Below are 6,906 nucleotides of genomic sequence, written 5' to 3'. Positions count from 1 at the left end.
ATCAACGACCAGAATGACCTGCTCGGGCGCCTCTTCGGACTTCAAAAGGTTAACAAAGCGTGAAAATGCCACCGTTCGCGGGGTAGTCTCAGCCTACTGCAAGGTTTGCGACAAGCCCGGAACAGCGTTGCGCCCTTACATTGCCAGTGGTCGAGAGGAATTCGAGCCGCTGATTTCGTCCAAGTCGGTAAGTCCTGCTCACGCCGCCTTGATCGTGGCGGCGCTCTTGTTCAGTTCCTCGATCTTCGCCGCATCCCTATCGCTTGGTGCTGGCCGACCGTAGAGGTAGCCTTGAATCTCAGTGCACCCTTCTTCGCGGATGCGATCGAGCTGCGCTTGCGTCTCGACGCCTTCGGCAACGGTGGTCACGCCGAGGCGCTTGCCCAGGTCCGCCACGGCCTTGACCACGGCGGCGCTTTCTGGCCGATCGACGGCTTCTTTCACGAACGAGCCATCAATCTTGATCTTGTCGAAGGGGAAGATGCGCAGATGCGAGAGGGAGGAATAGCCGGTCCCGAAATCATCGAGCGCGACCCGCACGCCCATGTCACGGATGCGGCGCAGATCATCTATGCTGCCTGCCTCCGCGTCCACCAGGGCCGTTTCGGTCACTTCGATTTCCAGCCGATCCGGTGACAGGCCGGAGCTGACCAAGGCGGAAAGCACAGTTTGGGCGAGTGTGCCCTTGCCGAGCTGGTTGGCCGAGATATTGACGGCGACCCGCGCGCCGTCCTCACGCCCTACGGCATCCCGGCATGCCTCTGCGAGCACGAAAGCACCAATCCGGTCGATGAGGCTGCTTTGTTCAGCGATCGGGATGAACTCGCCCGGCGAAATCCAGCCTCGTTCCGGATGATGCCAGCGAACGAGCGCTTCGCGGGCCGTCACCTTGCCGGTCTCGATATTGATGATAGGCTGATAGAAGACGAACAGGCCATCTTTGGTATTGAGGGCAGCGCGTAACTTTGCTTCGAGGTGCACACGGTCCTGAACGCGGGTTTCCATATCGGGCGAGAAGATTTGCGCCTGCCCCTTGCCGGCGGCCTTGGCCGCGTGGAGAGCCAAGTCGGCGCGGGCAAACAGGGCGTCGGCACTCCCCCCATGTTCCGGAGCAAGGGCGATGCCTACAGACGCGCCGAGCTGAATGCTTCTGTCATGGTCGAGGTCGTAGGGTACGCTCAGGGCCTCTATGATCCTGCTGGCAAGGGCCGTTGCAGATTCCATGTTGTTGTGCGGGACCAGCACGGCGAATTCATCGCCACCGAGGCGGCCGACCGTCATGGCCGGGCCGTTGCAGATCGTGCGCAAGCGGCTGGCGACCTGGCAGAGCAATATGTCACCGATAGAATGGCCTCGCGTGTCATTGATGAGCTTGAAGCCGTCGAGGCCGAGATAGAGAAGGCCGGCACGATTGCCGGGCGTGGTAAGGCTTTTGGCTAGTTCCTCGCGAAAGGTGACGCGATTGGGTAGCCCCGTCAGCGTGTCGTAATGCGCGAGCTGGCGGATGCGGCTTTCAGCTTCGACCTCCCGCGTGACGAGCGCCCAGGTCAGCATGGGGCCGATATAGCTGCCGTCATCGGCCATGACCGCCGAAGCCTTCAGGTCCAGAACTTCCGGACCGAGTTTGATACGCGCATTGTGCGGCAGGTTCTTCGGGTCGGCCAGGATTCGGCGCTGATGTTGTGGGTTCCTATGGAAGACATCAATGCAGGTGCCGACCAAATTGTCGGCCTCGATCGGCAACAGGTGTTCGATCTTGCGGATCAGTTCTTTTGAAGTCTCATTGGCATAGGTGATGTTGAGCGTAGCCGGATCGACCGTCATCACTGCGACCGGCATATCATCGATCATTCTCAGCAGCCGGCTTTGTGCCTCATGCTTGGCGCGTGCCTCCGTTCGGGCATTGACCAGATGGGCGAAATCACGGCTTTGAAGCATCACGACAATGACGATATTCACCGTGACGAAAAGGAAATTGCAGGCCATCGCGGCGAGCGTGTGAATCCCGGTTGCGCCGAAGAAGGCGACGAAGGAGGTTCCCACGATCGCGGTGAGGATCAACGCCGCCGAGCGCAGATGGATCAGGCACAGCATCGTTCCGAACATCGAGGCGGTCAGGACGAAGCCGATATGGGCTTTCTGGAAAGCATCTCCGTAGGGGTAGAGATTGTAGGCCCAGGTGCAGAATCCTACGCCGAGAATGGCCGTGATTTTGTTGGTCCGCACCAGCTCGCGGACAACCTTTTCGTCAGAGAGGACGACATGCCTCCTGCGCCACCAGACCACAAGCCGCGCCATACATGCCCCGGTCAATGCCAGCGATACATAGGCGGTTAGCCAGATCGGCGCGCTGCCGAAATAGACAACGGCGAGGACCCCAGCATTGACTACGAGGATCAAGTACATCAGCGGAATCATACGCGAGAGTGCGGTGAATTGCGCCCGTAGCAGTTCCGGGTTGTCTCGCGGCACGGCGACGAATCGGGCGAGACGAGAAATCGCGATGTGCATGATGGTGTCTGGCCCCACAAAGGCTTCGGTCACGGCCGGCGGTGCAGGAGCTTTGCGCATAGCGATGCTCACTTTCTGGAATGTCCCTCCGCTATCGGTCATCGGTTTTGAAGTCTCTGCTTCAGCGCTTCTGGCGTGGAAAATTCTTTCGGTTCCCGATTCTCGCCCGCCACCGCGATCTGTCCAGCACTGACAATATCGGCAAGAGCAGCAGGGTGACCGAGCAAGAAGCCTTGCGCTTCTTCGCACCCTTCAGCGTTCAGCATAGAAAGCTGATCGTAGGTTTCGATGCCTTCCGCAGAAACCGGAATGCCGAATGTCTTGCCGAGCGCCAGCACGGCTCGAATGATTGCAGTCGTCTGCGGATTGGCAACCGTGGACGAGAAGAAAGAACGGTCGATCTTGATTTTGTCGAAGGGGAAAGCACGCAACGTGTCGAGCGAGGAATAACCGATCCCGAAATCATCGAGCGCGATGGAAACACCGAGACCCTTTATCTGCCGCAGCATATGCAACGCGCGTTCCCTGTCCGCGAAGATCGTCGATTCCGTCAGCTCGAGTTCCAGTCGTTCGGGGGGCAAACCGGTCTGAACCAGAATCTCCATGACGATGCGGGGTAGATCGGCATGGACGAACTGCACGGCCGACAGATTCACCGCGACTTTGTAGGCTTGCTCCCAGGTGGCCGCTTGCAAGCAGGCGGTTCGCAGTACCCATTCCCCGATTGGCAGAATAAGTCCGCTTTCCTCAGCCAGAGGGATGAACTCGGTCGGGCCGATCGGGCCTAGCTGCGGATGCTCCCAACGTAGCAGTGCTTCATAACCGCGTATCTCGCCCGTCGAGACCGCCGTCTGAACCTGATAATGCAGCGATAGTTCATTGCGGGCGATCGCGTGGCGCAGATCGGCGGCCAACGATCGACGCGCTTTTATCTTCTCATCCATTCCCGCTTCATAAAAGCAGATATTGCGCAGCGGATCAGCTTTCGCTCGATACATGGCAAGGTCGGCATTGTTGATGAAACTTTCCCTGTCGGTGGCGTCGTCGGGGAAGACCGCCACGCCAAAGCTCGCGCCCGGTACGATCTCCGCGCCATCGAACTGGATCGGCTTGAACAGGGCTTCCTCAAGACGGGCGAGCAAGTCGGAAATACCATCTGCATCGTCCATGCGGTAAAGGGCCGAGAATTCATCACCGCCGGTTCTGGCGACAAATTCGCCGTCATCCTCGCGTAGCAGACCCTTGATGCGCTGGCCGAGCACGCGCAACACTTCGTCGCCGGCGTTATGGCCGCGCTGGTCGTTGATCTCCTTGAAGCGGTTGAGGTCGATACCGATCAGGGCGAGCCTACCCTTACTTTCGCTGGCCAGCGCCATTTCAAGGTCGAGGCGTTCATTGAAGTTTGCGCGGTTCGGCAAGCCGGTGAGCGTGTCGTTCATTGCCAGGAGATGCAACCGCTCCATTGAATCCGCACGCGAGCTGTCATCGATCAGGTAGCTGACCAACCCTGCCCCGACGATAACGAAGGACATGGCCGCAATGGCGATGGCGAGTGTTTGCAAAGCTTGCGGGTTCGAGAACGAGCCATCTACAAGCAGTGGTTCGACACGGAATGCGGTCATACCGGTGAAGTGCAGCACGACGATCGCTACAGCGAATACGCCGGCCATGAGAGTTGCCGCGTGCCGGTCCGAGCGCATGGCAAGATGCAGCGACAGGGCAGACAGGCCGACAGAAAGCACGATGGACGCGACCAGATAGGTCATGTTCCATGACACGATGCCCTGCACCCGGTAAGCCATCATGCCGACATAGTGCATGGCCGCGATCGCCAGGCCGACGATCGCCCCGCCGAACGCAGGCGTGAAACGTGTCCAGCGACTTCCGGCAAGCATGAAGCCGATCGTGCTGCCCACAACGGCGATGAGCAGCGAAACGACCGTCATCACCGGGTCGAAGCCGATCGGCACGCCGGCGTCATAGCCGAGCATGGCGACGAAATGCGTACACCAGATCGCAACCCCGGCCGCGAGCGCGGTCATGAACAGCCAGCCATATCGCTGGCCGCCTACCGTGCCGGCCATCCGCAGGAACAGCCGCGCCGTCACCCATGAGCCGCTAAGGCAGAGCATTGCAGCCAGTAGGACCAGCCAAAAGTTATGATAATCGACTATACATCCAATAATTTTCGTCATGATTTTTCAAAATTGGCGTTGAAGACAATCAATGAGATTATGCAGCACAGTGGCTATGGCCTAGACGATTCTACTGTAACGGGAACTATCTCCGCGATCGTTCAGGTCACGGCCATAAACTTAGGAGTCCTCGATGAGGGTGTATTGTCTTGGGAGGGAAGGTAGATTGTATTCTTACCATATCCTCTGTGTTCGGGACCGCGCGTTGCTGCATCAGAACCCGGTTCCCGTATCCATTTGCGGCGATTTAACTTAAATCGCGCAACAAGATGTTCGAGGTCAGCCGCGCCATTGGCGAGGGCCGCTGCAATCGCGCTCATGCTGCTCACCATACCGGCATTCTGCTGCGTCATCTGGTCCAGAGAATTGACTGCGGAGTTGATCTCGGAAAGGCTTGTCGATTGCTCTGACGCAGCGATGGAAATGGCCTCGACATTTGTGTCAATTGACTGAACGAACTCTTCGATATGCTTGAGGGCATTGCCGGTTTCTCCAACCAATCGCACGCCCTCCTTCACCTCTTTGGTAGAATTGGCGATGAGACCAGAGATTTCCTTGGCGGCCTGCGCTGACCGCTGTGCAAGCTCACGCACTTCCTGTGCGACGACCGCAAACCCCTTTCCGGCTTCGCCCGCCCGAGCTGCCTCGACTCCGGCATTTAATGCGAGGAGGTTGGTTTGGAACGCGATCTCATCAATCACATCAATGATACTGGAAATTTCTTTTGACGCGGTTTCTATCCGGTCCATGGCCTCGACAGTGGAGGTAACGACCGCGACTGATTGGGTCGCTGCAGCGCGTGCTTCACGCACGAGCTTACGTGCATCCCCCGTGCGTTCCGTTGATTCTTGCACTGTTACTGTTATTTGCTCAAGGGCGGCAGACGTTTGCTCTAGAGCGGCAGCCTGCTGTTCTGACCTGTGGGCGATACCGCTGGCGCTCTCGCTCATTTCGCCGCTCTTTAAGGAAAGGGTTGAGGTCTGCGCCAGTACCTGCTCAAGCGTTTCCTGGAACTTGGCGAGTGACTCATTGAAATCGTGACGGAGATGGTCGAACTCCGAGACAAACGGTTCATCAATTGTAATGCGGATATTGCAATCGGCCAGCCGCCCTAAACCAGCTCCTATCTCCTGTAGCGCCCGCACACGCCCGCTTACATCTGTCGCGAATTTGACAATTTTGAAGACCTTGCCTTCGGCATCGAAGATTGGATTATAGGTTGCTTGTATGTAAATTGCGCTTCCGTCTTTCGTAAAACGCTTAAACTCGTCGTTGAAGAACTCGCCTGCTGCCAGACGGGGCCAGAATTGTGCATATTCGGAGGACGCCACATATTCTTTTTCGCAGAATATGCTGTGGTGTTTTCCTACAATTTCTTCCAACTCGTAACCGAGCGTATCAAGGAAGTTCTGGTTGGCGGTCAGAATTTTTCCGTTGGGCGTGAACTCAATTATTGCTTGCGCTCGTGATAGGGCAGATAGCTTGCCTGCGCTTTCCAAGCTTTCCAGTTTCGCGTTTGTGATATCCGTAGCAATCTTGACGATTTTTATCACTTTACCACGGTGGATCACGGGATTGTACGAGGCCTCAATCCAAATTTCATTGCCTGATTTCGTGATGCGTTTGTATTGACGTTGGTCGTATTCACCCTTCGCCAGTTTTGTCCAGAACTCTTTGTACTCCGCGCTTAGTGCTTCCTTTTGTTCTACAAAGATTCGGTGATGCTTTCCTATAATCTCACGGCGTTCATAGCCAATTGCCTCGCAGAAGTTCTCGTTCGCGTCGAGGATCGTTCCATCTGGCGTGAACGAGATGATTGCCAGGGATCTGCTGAAAGCGTCGAGCACGATGCGCGAATCGTTACTGAAGGGAAGGAAAGCGGTCATCAATTATCACTCCTGAAGATGATTAAAGATGACAAAGCGCATTTAACTTATCGTTAAAGTAGTGGTCTCAAGCGGTCTGAGTTCGTCCTTTCTAGGCTGATTGTCTTCGCAGAAGTCCTAAAACCTGCAACAGATCGGCCGCCCCCGGAAAATCAGGCGTTTTCGTGTCGCGTGTCTTTGTCGCAAGTGGTAAAACGGGCTTGTCGCAAACCTTGCAGTAGGCTGAGACTACCCCGCGAACGGTGGCATTTTCACGCTTTGTTAACCTTTTGAAGTCCGAAGAGGCGCCCGAGCAGGTCATTCTGGTCGTTGAT

3 protein-coding genes are annotated in these 6,906 nt (G+C 56.6%); all 3 read right to left on the bottom strand.

Annotation, left to right across the window (positions count from 1 at the left end; genetic code table 11):
- Positions 1-198 precede the first annotated feature (198 nt).
- Positions 199-2,613: a putative bifunctional diguanylate cyclase/phosphodiesterase gene (locus tag OK142_RS24915; protein ID WP_498685700.1), complete on the bottom strand. Its 2,415-nt coding sequence runs from the start codon at positions 2,611-2,613 to the stop codon at positions 199-201.
- Positions 2,610-4,706, bottom strand: a complete 2,097-nt coding sequence (locus tag OK142_RS24910) for a putative bifunctional diguanylate cyclase/phosphodiesterase (RefSeq protein ID WP_037094827.1) — start codon at positions 4,704-4,706, stop codon at positions 2,610-2,612. The genes OK142_RS24915 and OK142_RS24910 overlap by 4 nt, the downstream gene beginning before the upstream one ends.
- Positions 4,707-4,807: 101 nt before the next feature.
- Complete coding sequence (locus tag OK142_RS24905; protein ID WP_052114351.1) at positions 4,808-6,592, bottom strand: methyl-accepting chemotaxis protein; 1,785 nt, start codon at positions 6,590-6,592, stop codon at positions 4,808-4,810.
- Between the last annotated feature and the right edge of the window lie 314 nt (positions 6,593-6,906).

The sequence above is a fragment of the Agrobacterium sp. BT-220-3 genome (assembly GCF_025910175.1).
Classification (GTDB): domain Bacteria; phylum Pseudomonadota; class Alphaproteobacteria; order Rhizobiales; family Rhizobiaceae; genus Agrobacterium; species Agrobacterium oryzihabitans.
This window is presented reverse-complemented; position numbering and strand designations above follow the sequence as displayed.